Raw genomic sequence first — 13,081 nt, 5'->3', positions numbered from 1 at the left:
GAGTTGATCGAGAGTCACTGAACCGGGAACCGAGAACCAGGAACCGGGGGCGCCATGGAAGGCTTGGTGGAGTTCAAGACCAACGACGGAGTCGTGATCAACGTCGAGGGCGCGACCACCGAGGATCTCTCCGGCCACCAGCTCGTCTCCCGCGACGACGGCACGGTCCAGGCAACCCGCACCTTCGAGGGCGCCCTGGACGGAGTACGCGCGGCAGCCGAGTCCGCACTCCGGGTCTTCCGGGACGGCTCGCTGCGCCCCGACTCCGTGGAGATCGAGTTCGGCGTGAAACTCACGGCAGAGGCAGGTGCGTTGATCGCCAAGAGCTCGGTCGAAGGGCATCTCGTGGTCAAGCTCGCCTGGTCACCGGGGCAGTCTGACGGATCCTCGGAAACCACCCCTGAACCCTGAGGCCCCCCGTCCAGCGGCACCCCACCCGGCCCATCTCAACAGGCGGACCCCCGGGTAACCGCGCACGATGCCTGGGAGGACCGTCGTCCGGCGGTTCCACGGTCTGCGCTCTCGGGAGGATCTGCCATGGCCGCCAGTGCCAGTTTGGAGCAGTTGCGCCGCTGTCATTTCGCCGTTGATCTGGGGGCGGCGAGGACCCGTGTGTTTGTGAAGGGGGCCGGGCTGGTCGTGGATCAGCCGAGTGTGGCCGCCGTCAATACGAGGACCGGCGCGCTGATCGCCGTCGGGGAGCTGGCCGAGAAGATGACGGGGCGTACGCCCGACTACATCCGCGTGGTCAAGCCCGTGTCCGGCGGCACCGTCGTCGACATCGACATGGCGCAGCGGATGCTGCGGCAACTGCTCGGCGAACGCCTCCGCCGCACGCTGCGCCGTAAGCCGCGGCTGCGGGCGGCGGCCTGTACGCCGCACGACGCCGACCCGCTCGCCCAGCGCGCGGCGATCGAGACGCTGGTCGGGCTCGGGGCGTGGCGGGTCGAGCTGGTGGACACGCTGATCGCGGCGGCGGTCGGCTGCGGGCTGCCCGTGGAGCAGCCCGAGGCGACCATGATCATGGTGTGCGGGGCGGCGGCCACGCAGGTCGCCGTCCTCTCCCTCGGTTCGGTCGTGAACGCCGAGCGCATCCCCGTCGGCGGCGAGGCCGTCGACCACGCGATCGTCCAGCATCTGCGCCATGAGCACGAGTTGGTGCTGCCGAGTCAGTCCGTACGTCCATTGCAGCTCGCTCTGTCCAGCAACGGGCTCACCCCGGACGGGCCCGCCCGTACCGAGATCCACGGCCGGGACGTGGCCACGGGGCTCGCCCGCTCGGTGCAGGTGGACACGGCCGCCGTACGCAATGCCATCCAGACTCCGCTCACCGCTGTGCTGGACGGGATCGGCAGGGTGCTGCGCGACTGCCCGCCGGATCTGGTGGCCGATCTCGCCGACCGCGGGATCATGATGGTCGGCGGCAGCGCTCTGCTGCCCGGGTTCGACCACATGCTGCGGTCCGCGACGGGGATGCCGGTGCATATCGCCGAGCGGCCCGACGTCTGCGCCGCGCTCGGGCTGGGCGCGATGTTGGAGGGGAGGATCCAGCCGTTGGGGCTTGAGCCGGTGTCAACCTGAGCGGTGCATGCGCGGCACGGCACGGCACGGCACGGCACATGAGCATGAGCGGGTGCGCCCGGGTTGAGCGAGCGGTCTGCTCGTCGGGGTCAGCCCGTCTTGCGGTCAGCCGGTCCTGCCGCCCCAGCGCATGTCGGCGCGCTCCCACTCCGCGTCCCACTCGCGCATACGGCGCTGGTCGAGGCGTCCGCGCACCGTCCAGGCGGTCAGCCAGACGGCGCCGCCCGCGCCCGTCGCGGCGAGCAGGCCCGCCGATACCGCTTGCAGGACCGCTTCCGCCTCGTTGAGGGGCTGCGGCAACAGGGTGCCGTCTCGGTCGGTCCAGACCGTGGTCCGGGTGCCTTTTTTGGCTTCGGGTTTGACCTGGGCCTCGCCGGTGCGGGCGTTGCCGTCAGGTGTCTTCCAGCGGACCGTGGCCCAGACCAGGTCGTCGCTCACGGACTCGGTCGGTGACCGTTCCGGGGCGTTCTCGGCGAGCACCGCCGTCACCGGGCGGCGTTCCTCGCGCTGCCGGTCGACGCTGCGGCTCACCGCCTCGGCGGCCGCCAGCCCCGCGATCAGGCCGCCCACCAGGGCGAACAGCCAGGCGCCGAGCAGCAACCAGGCTTCTACGACGTCCACGCGCCGTCGGAGCGGGTTGCTCCGCCAGCGCCACAGTCTCACCGTCGTGCGTCGTGTCCTCGCCATCGGCCAGCACCCCCTTGTGAGCACCGACGACAGCCACCTCTTCGGGTGTCCTACCAGTGTGCGCCCACGAGCGGCGTGGAGCACTCGGGCGGGCGTGGAGCACTCGGGCGGGCGTGGGGCACTCGGGCGGGCCCGGGGGCATTCGGGCGGGGCCCGCGGGGCTCCTGATCGCGCATCCCGCGGACGGCGGGTCGAGACGCGCCAATTGCCCGGATTGCGTACGCTGATCCACTTCTGGCGGAACGACCAGTGAGCGAGCGTGAGTTATGGGTGACCGACAGCTGATGTCGAGCGATGTACCGGCATCGCAGCAGCTCTCTGCGGGCTCTCCCCTCTCCCCGTTGGGCGAACCCCAGGCTCTGATCGAGGAGTTCGCACGGGAACTGAGCCGGGGGTTGCGGACGAGCCGGCTCCGATCTTGGGGCACGTGCCCCTCCGGGGTTGAGCAGGAGGGTTCGTTTTCGGGTGCGGGTGCCTCCGGCGGTTGAGCGGTTGGGTTCGTTGTCGGCTGACGGTCCGTTATAGCTGGTCGCGCCCACGCGGCGGAGCCGCAAATTGACACCGCCCCGCGGGGTGCCTCCGGCGGTTGGGTGGGTGCGGGTTGAGTGTGGCTGGTCGCGCAGTTCCCCGCGGGGTGCCTCCGGCGGTTGGGCGGCTGCGGGTTGAGTGTGGCTGGTCGCGCAGTTCCCCGCGCCCCTGAGGTGGTCGGTGGGTGCGGGGCCGCGGTCCGGTGCGTCAGCCCGTCGCCAACAGGGCATACGACCCCGTGCTTCCACAGGGCGCAGCAGTGCCCAGACCGAAGCTAAGCGACGGGCATAGGACGCACCGGCCCACGTCCCCTCCCACCGGAGGGAAGCCGCGGGTAGTCGGGGGTCCAGGCTTTTCCGCGCGGGCGGGTACGGGGGCTCGGGCCCCTTCCGGGTCGCGGGCCGGTACGGGCGCGGACCCATTCGGGCCGCGGGCTGGTTCGGGGCGCGGACCCCTTCCGGGTCGCGGGCCGGTACGGGCGCGGGCCCATTCGGGCCGCGGGCTGGTTTGGGGCGCGGACCCCTTCCGGGTCGCGGGCTGGTACCGGGCGCGGGCCCTTCCGGGTCGCGGGCTTGCTCGGGGCGCGGGCGCCTTCCGGGGCCGGGGGGGCGTTCGGTTCGCTTGCCCTTCCGGGTGTGGGCAGTCGCAGGTTTTTTAGGGGCGCGGGGAACTGCGCGACCAGCCACAACGCACCCGCAGCCGCGACACGCAGTGTCACCCCCACCCCCTCGCGGGGCCCAGGGCTACGCCCTGGCCTGCACGCTGCGCAGCGTCTCGATCACCTCGCGATCGGACAGTTGGCCGAAGTCCACGTACCACTCGCCCACGGCGTAGAAGTGCTCCGGCTGGTGCAGGCAGATCACGTCGTCCGCCTCGTGCTGGCGTACGACGCCGAGCCCGGAGCACACCGGAATCGCGAGCACCAGCTGGGCGGGCGAGCCACGCCGCAGGTGGAGCAGGGCGGCGCGGGCGGTGACGCCGGTGGCGAGGCCGTCGTCGACGAGGATCACCGTTCGGTCGCGTAGGCGGGGAGCCGGACGGCCCTCGCGGTAGAGCGACTCCAGGCGGTGGACCTCGGCGCGCTGCTGGGCCACGGCCTGCGTGAACTGGTACTCGGTCATGTCGAGAAGCGCCAGCGCCTCCTGGTCGAAGACCGGCGGGTCCTCGCCGACGACCGCGCCGACCCCGGCCTCCGGCTGCCCCGGCGCGCCGATCTTGCGTACCACCAGGACATCCAGCGGCGCGCGCAGGGCGTGCGCGATCTCCGCCGCGACGGGGACGCCGCCGCGGGGCAGGGCCAGGACGAGGGGGTCGACGTAACCGCCGCCTTCCGCCCGTCGCAGCAGCGCGGCGGCGAGGTCCTGCCCCGCCTGCCGACGGCTCTGGAAACGCATGATGCCCGCCTTCTCTCCGCCACGTACGCCGGGTTCGCCCGCGCCTGCGGGCCCTCCGCGGTCGAGCCCCCGAGTACCCGAGGGGCCGGCTCCTCACGCGTGCATGGAGGAACATCCGCCGGGTACTCGTCGAAGCGTCCGAGCACCGGCTGATCAGGCACGTTTCCGGTGCTCATCCCGGGAGTCACACGGAGGTAGCCATGGCGCAGCACGTCCGGGAAGTCATGACGGCGAACCCGGTGACGGTGACCGAGCAGACCCCGCTCCCCGAGGTCGCCAAGCTCATGCGGGAGAAGAACATCGGCGACGTCTTCATCACCGAGGAGGACCACGTACGCGGCCTGGTGACCGATCGCGATCTGGTGATCCGGGCCATGGCCGAGGACCGGGACCCCGCCGCCACCCCCGTCCGCGAGGTGTGCAGCACCGATCTGGTGACCGTCTCCCCGCAGGACGACATCGACCAGGCGGTGCGGCTGATGCGGGAGCACGCCCTGCGGCGGCTGCCCGTCGTGGAGGAGGACCACCTCGTCGGTGCGCTCAGCATCGGCGACCTGGCCGTCGAACGCGACCCGCAGTCCGCGCTCGCCGACATCAGCCAGGCGGAGCCGAACAGGTAGGGCCGTAACGCGAGTGTCGTCGGCACGCAGGCGTCGTCTTCGTCGTCTTCCGCGTGCCGACGACACATGCGTACGGGACAAACGGGGCACCCGGTGTACATGGTCGGCGAGACGTACGACGACAGGCAGGCCCGCGCGCAGGGCGAGAGCGGCCACCGGCTGGTGCCGCACACCGCGGATGTGCGGATCGAGGCATGGGGCACGACCCGGGAGAACTGCCTGGTCGAGGCCGTGCACGGGATGGTCGACTGCTTCGCCGACGTCTCCGCCGTGCGGCCGACAGCGGTCCAGCGCGCCCAGCTGTCCGGCAACTGCGACGACGACCTCCTGGCCGCCCTCCTCGACGAGGTCGTCTACCGCCTCGAAGTACCCGGCCAGGTCCCCGTGGACGTCGAACTCGAGACGGAGACGCCCGGCGGCTCCGTCGACGTACGGCTGGCGGTCGCCGACCTGTCGGCCGTGGAGATCACGGGCGCCGTACCGAAGGCCGTGTCGTGGCATGAACTGCACATCGAGCCGGGTCCGTACGGCTGGACGTGCGCCGTGACCATCGATGTGTGAGGGGTAAGTGGCGGGCGTCAGCCCTTCACCACGCCCAGCGGAACCAGCCGCGCGACCGTACGGCACAGCCCCGCTCCCTCGCTCGCCTCCACCACCGCGCCGACGTCCTTGTACGCCTCCGGGGTCTCCTCCGCGAGGCCGCGCAGCGAGCGCGGGCGTACCGCGATGCCGCCCCGCTCCAGCCGGGCCCGCAGCTCCTTCCCGGCGACCGCCCGCGCGGCCTTGTGGCGGCTCATCACCCGGCCCGCGCCGTGGCAGGTGGAGTGGAAGGCGTCGCCGCCGGGGACTCCGGTGAGTACGTAGGAGGCGGTGCCCATCGTGCCGGGGATCAGCACCGGCTGGCCGAACTCCCTTATGTCCTCGGGTAGTTCGGGGTGGCCCGGCGGGAAGGCCCGGGTGGCGCCCTTGCGGTGTACGCAGAGCCGGCGCCGGGTCCCGTTCACCGTGTGGGTCTCGATCTTGGCGAGGTTGTGGGAGACGTCGTACACGAGGGAGAGCCGGGTGCGGGCGGCGCGGTGGAAGATCCGGCGGGCGGCGTCGGACAGCAACTGGCGGTTCGCGCGGCCGTAGTTGGCGGCGGCGGCCATCGCGCCGAGGTACGCCCGGCCCTCGGGCGAGTCGACCGGCGTGCAGGCCAGTTGCCGGTCGGGCACGGTGATGCCGTACCGGTTCATGGCCCGGTCCATCGCGCGGACGTGATCGGTGCAGATCTGGTGCCCGAGCCCCCGTGAACCGCAGTGGATCATCACGCACACCTGGTCGCGGGCGAGCCCGAACGCGGCGGCGACCCGCTCGTCGTACACCTCGGCGACCTGTTGGACCTCCAGGAAGTGGTTGGCGGACCCGAGGCTGCCGACCTGGCCGAGACCGCGTTCCCGGGCCCGGCCGCTGACCTGCGCCCCGTCGGCGTCGGCGACCGCACCGCCGTCCTCGCAGCGGGTGAGGTCGCGTTCCTCGCCGTGACCGCGTTCCACGGCGTACCGGGAACCGCCGTCCAGGATCCGCTCCAGTTCGCTGGGCCGGCTGAGGTGCCATACCCCTCCGGGGCCCGCGCCGCGCGGGATCGCCCGGTCGAGTCCGTCCATGACATCGGGCAACGCGGGCCACAGCGACTGCCGGTCACCGTCGGCGGCAAGCAGCCGCACCCCGCACGAGATGTCAAAGCCGACCCCGCCGGGCGAGACGACGCCGCCGTCGTCCACGTCGGTCGCCGCCACGCCGCCGATGGGGAAGCCGTAGCCCCAGTGGATGTCCGGCATGGCGTACGAGGCCCCGACGATGCCGGGCAGCGTGGCCACGTTGACGACCTGCTCCAGCGAATGCTCGGCGTCCTCGAGCAGGTCGGGGGACGCGAAGACGATGCCCGGTACGCGCATGTCGCCTCGGGGTTCGATCCGGAAGCGGTACGGGCCTTCCTCGACGAGGTTGAGTTCCATGGCGGCCTCCCGGGGTGTGCGTGGGGGTGCGTGCGCCGTGGTGGGTGTGGCGTCGCGCCGCATGCTGCGGGTACCCGGGGCCGGTTCGGGGAATCGGAGCTCCTGGTCTGCGTACGGACCTGATTCCGCGTACGCGTGCGGCAGGTGCCGTCGCCTTGTCCGGACTGCGGCGGGTGCGGACTTCGTACACCTGGAATGTCCAACTTCCGTGCGCCTGGGGGTACTTGTCGCGGCGACCCGGCCACCGGGGGGGTGCCCCCACTCGTTCCCGTCGGCGGTCCGCACGGTACAGTGCGCGATTGAGGGTCCAAGATCATTAAAGGCCCCGGATGCTTGACGGACCATGCCGTTCCGGCCCTCCGGGCACGCACGGCATTCGCGTCCACAGCCAGGAAACGCTCAGAAAAGTCTTTCTGGAGACACACCTGATGAAGCTCGCCAGACGTCTCATCCTCACCACCACTGCTATAGCCGCCGTGGCCGCCGGCACGCTGATCAGCGCGACGGCCGGCCAGGCCACACCAACCTCGAAGCCCGTCGGCGCCAACACCAAGGCCGCCGCCACGCCGAAGATCCCCGGCTCTCTGAAGGTCCCCGACGGCCACCGGCTCACCGGCGTCTTCAACGCCAAGGGCGTCCAGACCTACGCCTGCACCGACGGCGCCTGGAAGCTGCTGGAACCCGCCGCCACCCTCTCGGCCAAGAAAGACCGCTCCAACCGCCCCGTCGCCCTCCACTCCCGCGGCCCCGTCTGGGTGTCCACGGTGGACGGCAGCGCGGTCACCGCCGCCGCCGTCGCCACCTCCCCCAAGACCGGCACCATCCCCGAACTCCTCCTGCAGTCCACGGGCACGCGCGGCACCGGCGTTTTCGCCGACGTCTCGTACATCCAGAGGCTCAGCACCACGGGCGGCGTCGCCCCCACCACGGCCTGCACGGGCACCGAGGAGACCAGCGTCCCGTACACCGCGATCTACACCTTCTACAAGCCGGCCAAGTGATCCGGTAAGCGGCAAGCGGCAAGCAGTAAGTAGCAACGGCAGGCCCCTCGGGACGTCTGGATGATCTGGACGCCCCCGAGGGGCCCTTGTCTGGCCTGCAGGGCACCCGGCCGCGCGCCTCGCTCTTACGTCCGACCTATCGGCGCGTACGGCCACGAATCCAGTACCCGTTCTCGATGAATCGCTGGCCGAGTCGCGCCATTCATCGGATGACATCACGTCACAGGTATTGCCGTCAGTGACTGACGCTTCTACCGTCCAACCGGTACGCATGTGAACGTCGTTCATCCATGTGATGAGGAGCCGTCATGCACAAACGTACCGTCGGCCTGCTGTCCCTCGGCGCGGCCATGTTGTCGCTACTCGTCCCCGCTGTCCCGAGCGGAGCCGCCGTGCCGGCCGGAGACACTGTCCCGGCCGGCGCGGTGGTCGCCGAGCAGCGCGCCCCCCGAACCGTCGTGCTCGACGGGAAACGCCTGGTGCACGCGAAGCAACGCCTCAACCAGGGCGACCCGGTGCGGCGCCGCGCCCTCGCCGACCTGGTCAAGCAGGCCGACGACTGGCTCGACAAGGGCCCCTGGACCGTCACCGACAAATCGCAGACCCCGCCCAGCGGTGACAAGCACGACTACCTGAGTCAGGCCCCGTACTGGTGGCCGAGCCAGCCGAAGACGCCCGAGAACCCGATGGGCTGCCCGTACGTGAGCAAGGACGGCCAGCGCAATCCGGAGGCCGACCAGATCCCCGACCACTCCGAACGGGCCTACGTCTTCGCCTCCGCGTACACCCTCAGCCTGGCCTGGTACTACACCGGCAAGGCCGCGTACGCCCGGCACGCGTCCGACATTCTGCGCACCTGGTTCGTCACGCCGGAGACGAGGATGAACCCGCGCCTGATCAACGCCCAGTTCGTGCCGTGTGGTGCCGACGGCCGGGCGGCCGGTCTCATCGAGTTCTCCCTGGGCTTTACGAGTCTGCTCGACGCGGCCGCGATCCTGGACACCGGCGCCCCCGGCTGGACCCGTGCCGACCATGGCGGATTCCGTTCCTGGTCCGCTCAGTTCCTCGACTGGCTGACGACCAGCGAGTTCGGCAAGGAGGAGTCCGCGGCCGTCAACAACCACGGCACCTTCGCCGATATGCAGGTGGCCGCCATCGCACTGGCCGTCGGGCGCCCCCAACTGGCGCGCCAGACCGTCCTCCAGGCGCGGACGATCCGTATCGACCAGGGCATCGCCCCGGACGGCCGCCAGCCGGAGGAGATTCGCCGCACCCGCAGCTACCACTACTCCGCCTTCAACCTGCTCGCCCTGGCCCGGCTCGCCGATGTCGGACGACACGTGGGCGTCAACCTCTGGAAGCACCAAGGCCCCGACGGCCAGAGCGTGTTCAAGGCCGTCGACTTCCTCCTCCCGGCCGCCACGGGCACGACACCCTGGCCCTACCCCGAGTCCAACTTCGAGATCTGGAAGGCGAACGACGTCATCCACGCAGCCGCCGACGCAGGCGACCGCAACGCGCAGGCGGCCCTGCCCCGGCTCACCCCACCGCCCGGCGGCGACCTCTGGACGCTGCGGCCCGCCGCCCAACTGCTGTCGAAGGAGCTGTTCTGACGGGCCGACCTGACCAGCGGTTATAGCCGCTTCACGTAGGTGTCCTGGTACGCCGCCCTCCCTCCGAACACGTTGAGGCCGATGTGTCCGCTCGTGTACGTCGCGTCCGTGACGTCGATGATCCGGGTGCCGTCGAGGAAGACCCGGATGCGGTCGCCGTCGGCCAGCACCCGCACCGCGTACGTCGTGCCGCGGCGGACCAGGGCCGGTACGCGGGCGAGGGCGGCGGCGTCGTCGAACCGGCCGTCGGTCTTGGCGACCAGGCGGATCACGCGTAGGTCGGGGTCGATGTTGAGGCAGTAGGCGTCGGCGCCGTCGGAGGAGGCCCGCCAGAGGAGGGAGAGGGCGCCGCCCGTGTCCGGGTCGGGGCCGCCGAGCCGGACCAGGGTGGTGAGGTCCAGGTCGGTCGCCGTACGGGCCGACACCGCGTTGGAGTCCTTGTCGAAGGTTCCGGCGCGGCCCGCACTGTCCGTGGACCAGTGGCCGGCAGGCGTGACCGCCAACTTGCCGAGGTCCGACCGGAATTCACCGCCACTCGGGGCGGCCGGCAGCGGCTTCACGCGGTCCACCAGGCGGTCGGTGCTGTCCAGCTTGTGCACCTTGAGCGAGTCGATGTGTGCGGTGCCGCCCTTGGCGTAGAAGGCCATGCCGTCGGCGTCCGGCGCCGGGAAGATCAGGCTCGTCACGGCTGCCTGTCCGTCCGCGCCGAATGCCTCGACCGATGACGAGTCGACGTACACGCGCAGGGTCACGCGGCCGTCGGTCGTCGGCATCGGTGCGGTCGTACGGCCCGTGAAGTACTGCGTGAAGTCACTCAGGCCCGCGGCCGAGCGGTCCACGAACAACTCCTGCGCCTTGGCGTCGTATCCGACCGTCGTGTGCTGGTCGTCGTCGGCCCGGAGCCGGAAACCGATCTCCGTGGCGGTGCCGAGGGTGACTTCGGCCTCGATCTCGTACGCGATACCTGTGACACGTGTGAGCGGGTTCGCGGAGGTCGGGCCGACGGTGAGGTCCTTGCGAGTCGTGGTGGAGGTGCGCAGGGCGGCCAGTTCGCGGACCGGTTGCTGCACGAGACGTACGCCGTCAGCCGTGTCCGTCAGCCTCAGTTCGCGCGGCGTACTCAACTGGCCCTTCCAGGCGCCGGTCGGGGCGCTGAACGGGTAGTCCCAGTTGCTCATCCAGCCGAGCCAGACGCGGCGGTCGTCGGGCAGGCCGTAGAAGGACATGGCGGCGTAGAAGTCGCGGCCCGAGTCGGCGCGTAGGACCGTGCCGGGCTTCTGGTCGGGGGCGAAGTCGGTGCCGTTCCACTCGCCGGTGAAGTACTGGGCGGCCGAGCCGTTCGTGGCGCGTACGGCGCCCGTGCTCAGGGTGAGGACCCACTTCAGCTTGTCCTTGTCGCCGTCGACCGGGAGCGGGAAGAAGTCGGGGCACTCCCAGACACCCGGGGTGACCCAGTCGCCGTAGCCGAAGGAGCTGACGTGGGTCCAGGTGAGGAGGTCGGTGGAGGTGTAGAAGCGGACGTTGTCACCGCCGGAGACGACCATCAGCCACTGGTCGTGGGCCTCGTCGCGGATCACCTTCGGGTCGCGGAAGGTCCAGCCGGCGTCGGGGCCGCCTGGGTTCTGCACGGCCGGGGTCGAGCCGCCGTGCAGCTTCCAGGAGCGGCCCTTGTCCTTGCTGTACGCGATGCGCACGCTCGCGTTTCCGCCCGTCTTGTCCGGGTGGTAGCTCGTGTAGTACGCGATCAGGCCGGAGCCGCCGTCGAAGAGGCCGGAGGTGTCGTCCGCGTCCACGACCGCGCAGCCGGTCCAGCAGTGGCCGTACGCGTTCCAGGGCAGCGCGATCGGCAAGGGCTGCCAGTGGACGAGGTCGGTGCTGACCGCGTGCGCCCAGCGACCCTCATCCTGGTGGAAGAGGTGGTATTCGCCGTCGTGGAACAGCAGACCGCAGGGGTCGCTGGTGGAGCCGATGAGCTGGGAGTAGTGGTACGTGGGGCGGTAGGGCTCGGTGAAGTAGTCGGCGGTGGCGCGGACTTCGACGTTCTGGAAGTACGACGTCCCATGCGCGGCTGCGGTGCCGATCGTGGCCCCCGTGGCGCGGGACACGCGGGTTCTCAACGCCCGTACGCCGTCCACGTACACCTCGATCGTCCTGCCCGTCGCGCGGGCCTCGACGCGGTACGTGCCGCCGAACGTGATGCGCCGGACCGGGCCGGGAGCAGAGGCGAGGCGCGTGCCGGAGGAGCGGTCCAGCAGGACGACGGCGTTACGGCCGGTTTCCAGGCGTGCCTCGTAGCCGCCGGAGCCGTTCGCGGAGGCGCGCAGGACGAGGCCGGCCGAGGAGGAGCGGTCGGCGGGCGTGATGTCGGCCCTCGCCACCAGGTCGCCGTGGGTGAAGGGCGCCGTGCTCAGGCCGTTTTCGCCGCGGACGCCGCGCAGGTCTGGGGTCCAGGTGCCGGAGCGGGACGTCCAGCCCTGGAGGTCGGTGGTGAGGTCGGCGGCGGCGATGTTCTCGAAGGACGCCGCGCCGGACGAGGCCGTGACGGCGAGTCGGCCCTTGCTGTGGGCCGAGTCCTTGGCGGTGATGACGCGGCTGTAGCCGTCGGGTGAGAGGAAGTTGGTCTGCCAGTGCACGCGCAGTTCGTCGCCCTCGGCTTCGATGCGCAGGCGGTAGACCATGTCGGCCTTGATGGCGGTCGCGTACGTGCCGAGGGTGATGTTCCCGTCGATGCGGTACAGCCTCAACCTGCCCTGCCCTGGGTCGACTTGGACGCCGTAGCCGCGCGTGGCCTTGGCGTCGGTACGCACCAGGAGCGAGGCGACCGCGGATGTGTCGTGCAGGAGCAGGTCGGCCTGCAGCGCGGTGTCGTACGCCTGAGTCGTGGTGACGGCGCGGGCGGTGGCTCCCTGGGACGGGGCCGCGCGCCAGCCGAGCGGACTTGCCGTCCAGGTGCCGCCGCTCGTGGTCCAGCCGGTGAGGTTGGTGGTGACCGAGGACAGGGAGCGCGGGCCGAAGGTGACCTTGCCGCCCTGGGCGAGCAGACCCACGGAGCCGGTGTCGTGACGGTGGTCCTCGGCGCGGAGGAGCCGCTTGCCGTCGACGTACACCGTCAACTCCGGCCCGTCTACGGCCACTTCGAGGTCGTACGACTTGCCTGTGCGCGCGCCCGGCAGTGGTGCGGTGGCGATCGTGTCGCCGCCGGCCAGGTCGTAGAGGCGTAGGCGGGCGCGGCCCGGATCGAGGGCGACCACGTATCCGGTCGAGCCGTCGAGGGCGGCCCGGAACACCAACGCGGCTACGGAGGAGGCGGATTGGGGCGTGACGCGGGCCGCGTAGGTGCCCTTGGCGGCAAGTTGCTGCTCGGAGAGGGCGAGAGCGGGCCCGCGACGGTCGGTGGTCGCCTGCTGGCCGCCGTCGGAGGTGCGGGTCCAGGTGCCGGTGACAGGCAGAGGGTCCGGAATCGGTGCAGGGACGGGGGTTGCTCCGGCGGCGGCCTGGGCTGCGGGCATGATGCCAGCGAGAGGCAGCAGGGTGGCGGCGGTGCCTCCTGCGAGCAGGAGGGTACGGCGGGACACGCTCATGGCGGCTCCTGAGGAAGAGCGGGGAAGGGAGGGCCACGGCCCGGGGAGACGTCCACTCCCCGGGCCGTGGTCGGGTGTA

The 13,081-nt window shown here is 71.1% G+C and carries 10 protein-coding genes; 6 read left to right on the top strand and 4 right to left on the bottom strand.

Annotated elements, in window-relative coordinates:
* Positions 1 to 54 precede the first annotated feature (54 nt).
* A complete protein-coding gene (locus OHT21_RS32715; protein ID WP_328771866.1) occupies positions 55 to 411 on the top strand; it encodes a CU044_2847 family protein in 357 nt (118 codons plus the stop codon).
* A 126-nt stretch (positions 412 to 537) separates the two neighbouring features.
* Positions 538 to 1,581 carry a rod shape-determining protein gene (locus tag OHT21_RS32710; protein WP_328771865.1) on the top strand — a complete coding sequence of 348 codons (1,044 nt, stop codon included), beginning with the start codon at positions 538 to 540 and terminating at the stop codon, positions 1,579 to 1,581.
* 105 nt (positions 1,582 to 1,686) lie between these two features.
* Here OHT21_RS32710 and OHT21_RS32705 read toward each other — a convergent pair whose 3' ends face one another.
* Complete coding sequence (locus tag OHT21_RS32705) at positions 1,687 to 2,268, bottom strand: Rv1733c family protein (protein ID WP_328771864.1); 582 nt, start codon at positions 2,266 to 2,268, stop codon at positions 1,687 to 1,689.
* Positions 2,269 to 3,539: 1,271 nt separating this feature from the next.
* Positions 3,540 to 4,190 (bottom strand): phosphoribosyltransferase, encoded by a 651-nt coding sequence (locus OHT21_RS32700; RefSeq protein WP_328771863.1) that lies wholly within the window; start codon positions 4,188 to 4,190, stop codon positions 3,540 to 3,542.
* A 200-nt stretch (positions 4,191 to 4,390) separates the two neighbouring features.
* Between OHT21_RS32700 and OHT21_RS32695 the strand changes: the two genes are divergently transcribed.
* Together OHT21_RS32695 and OHT21_RS32690 are read left to right on the top strand one after the other, a co-directional pair.
* Positions 4,391 to 4,810, top strand: coding sequence for a CBS domain-containing protein (locus OHT21_RS32695; RefSeq protein WP_328771862.1), 420 nt, complete (start codon positions 4,391 to 4,393; stop codon positions 4,808 to 4,810).
* Between the two features lie 99 nt (positions 4,811 to 4,909).
* Positions 4,910 to 5,371, top strand: a complete 462-nt coding sequence (locus OHT21_RS32690; RefSeq protein ID WP_328774307.1) for an archease — start codon at positions 4,910 to 4,912, stop codon at positions 5,369 to 5,371.
* 17 nt (positions 5,372 to 5,388) lie between these two features.
* Here the strand turns inward: OHT21_RS32690 and OHT21_RS32685 are convergent, their stop codons facing one another.
* Positions 5,389 to 6,807, bottom strand: coding sequence for an RtcB family protein (locus OHT21_RS32685; protein WP_328771861.1), 1,419 nt, complete (start codon positions 6,805 to 6,807; stop codon positions 5,389 to 5,391).
* Between the two features lie 428 nt (positions 6,808 to 7,235).
* On the opposite strand from OHT21_RS32685, the gene OHT21_RS32680 reads away from it, so the two are divergent.
* Together OHT21_RS32680 and OHT21_RS32675 are read left to right on the top strand one after the other, a co-directional pair.
* Positions 7,236 to 7,808 carry a DUF3455 domain-containing protein gene (locus OHT21_RS32680; protein WP_328771860.1) on the top strand — a complete coding sequence of 191 codons (573 nt, stop codon included), beginning with the start codon at positions 7,236 to 7,238 and terminating at the stop codon, positions 7,806 to 7,808.
* A 308-nt stretch (positions 7,809 to 8,116) separates the two neighbouring features.
* Positions 8,117 to 9,421 carry an alginate lyase family protein gene (locus OHT21_RS32675; RefSeq protein WP_328771859.1) on the top strand — a complete coding sequence of 435 codons (1,305 nt, stop codon included), beginning with the start codon at positions 8,117 to 8,119 and terminating at the stop codon, positions 9,419 to 9,421.
* 20 nt (positions 9,422 to 9,441) lie between these two features.
* On the opposite strand, the gene OHT21_RS32670 is transcribed toward OHT21_RS32675, so the two are convergent.
* Positions 9,442 to 13,002 (bottom strand): GH32 C-terminal domain-containing protein, encoded by a 3,561-nt coding sequence (locus OHT21_RS32670; protein WP_328771858.1) that lies wholly within the window; start codon positions 13,000 to 13,002, stop codon positions 9,442 to 9,444.
* Positions 13,003 to 13,081 lie beyond the last annotated feature (79 nt).

It is taken from the genome of Streptomyces sp. NBC_00286 (genome assembly GCF_036173125.1).
Classification (GTDB): Bacteria; Actinomycetota; Actinomycetes; order Streptomycetales; family Streptomycetaceae; genus Streptomyces.
The sequence above is the reverse complement of the archived record's forward strand: the minus strand, read 5'-3'. Positions and strand labels throughout refer to the sequence as shown.

What these genes read in the sequence shown, in the direction of transcription:
- OHT21_RS32715 (WP_328771866.1), top strand. Translation starts at nt 55, where the DNA reads ATGGAAGGCTTGGTGGAGTTCAAGACCAACGACGGAGTCGTGATCAAC.
- OHT21_RS32685 (WP_328771861.1), bottom strand. Translation starts at nt 6,807, where the DNA reads ATGGAACTCAACCTCGTCGAGGAAGGCCCGTACCGCTTCCGGATCGAA.
- OHT21_RS32700 (WP_328771863.1), bottom strand. Translation starts at nt 4,190, where the DNA reads ATGCGTTTCCAGAGCCGTCGGCAGGCGGGGCAGGACCTCGCCGCCGCG.
- OHT21_RS32705 (WP_328771864.1), bottom strand. Translation starts at nt 2,268, where the DNA reads ATGGCGAGGACACGACGCACGACGGTGAGACTGTGGCGCTGGCGGAGC.
- OHT21_RS32680 (WP_328771860.1), top strand. Translation starts at nt 7,236, where the DNA reads ATGAAGCTCGCCAGACGTCTCATCCTCACCACCACTGCTATAGCCGCC.
- OHT21_RS32675 (WP_328771859.1), top strand. Translation starts at nt 8,117, where the DNA reads ATGCACAAACGTACCGTCGGCCTGCTGTCCCTCGGCGCGGCCATGTTG.
- OHT21_RS32710 (WP_328771865.1), top strand. Translation starts at nt 538, where the DNA reads ATGGCCGCCAGTGCCAGTTTGGAGCAGTTGCGCCGCTGTCATTTCGCC.
- OHT21_RS32695 (WP_328771862.1), top strand. Translation starts at nt 4,391, where the DNA reads ATGGCGCAGCACGTCCGGGAAGTCATGACGGCGAACCCGGTGACGGTG.
- OHT21_RS32690 (WP_328774307.1), top strand. Translation starts at nt 4,910, where the DNA reads ATGGTCGGCGAGACGTACGACGACAGGCAGGCCCGCGCGCAGGGCGAG.
- OHT21_RS32670 (WP_328771858.1), bottom strand. Translation starts at nt 13,002, where the DNA reads ATGAGCGTGTCCCGCCGTACCCTCCTGCTCGCAGGAGGCACCGCCGCC.